The organism is Streptomyces sparsus, assembly GCF_054776295.1.
Map to the genome: position 1 here is coordinate 1 of NZ_BAAHCA010001570.1, position 686 is coordinate 686.

Below are 686 nucleotides of genomic sequence, written 5' to 3' on the forward strand. Positions count from 1 at the left end.
GGGGGGCGGGCGGCGCGGACGCGGGGCGGAAGGTTTCCGGTACCTCGGAGCGGGCGGTCACGGGACGGTTCTCCCTGGGGTCGGGGGCGGTTCCGGTGTTCGGCGGAGGCGGGCGGGCGAACGGTCGGGGGCGGGTCCGGTCAGTGGCCGGCGGCGAGTCGACGCACCGCGGCGAGCGGCACGGGCAGCCAGTTCGGCCGGTTCCGGGCCTCGTAGAGCACCTCGTAGACGGCCTTGTCCGTCTCGTACGCCCGCAGCAGTGCGGCGTGCTCGCGGGGATCGGTGCCGCCGGCCTCGGCGTAGCCGGCGCAGAAGGCGTCGCGGCTGGCCGTCGCCCAGTGCCGGGAGTGGTCGGTGGGGCCGGACTGGCCGGCGGCGTAGTCGAAGGACCGCAGTATGCCTGCGACGTCCCGCAGCACGGGTTGCGGGCGTCTGCGCTCGGCAAGGGGTTTGGCCGGCTCCCCCTCGAAGTCGATGAGCGTCCAGCCGCCCGTCGTGGCGGTGCCCTGCGGGCCGTGCAGGGCCTGGCCGAGGTGGAGGTCGCCGTGGATGCGCTGCACCGCGCACTCGCCGCCGGCTCGGGCCAGTTCCCGCACCGCGCCGAACGCGTGGTGCAGTCCCGGCCGGTAGGGGCGCAGCTGAGGCACCGCCTCGACGGCGGCCTCCAGGTGGTCGGCCATGCCGTC

General features: G+C 76.2%; 1 pseudogene. It reads right to left on the reverse strand.

The features are described from left to right. Positions 1-140: 140 nt before the first annotated feature. Positions 141-686, reverse strand: a pseudogene (locus ACYVE9_RS29655) (maltokinase N-terminal cap-like domain-containing protein); the annotation flags it as partial.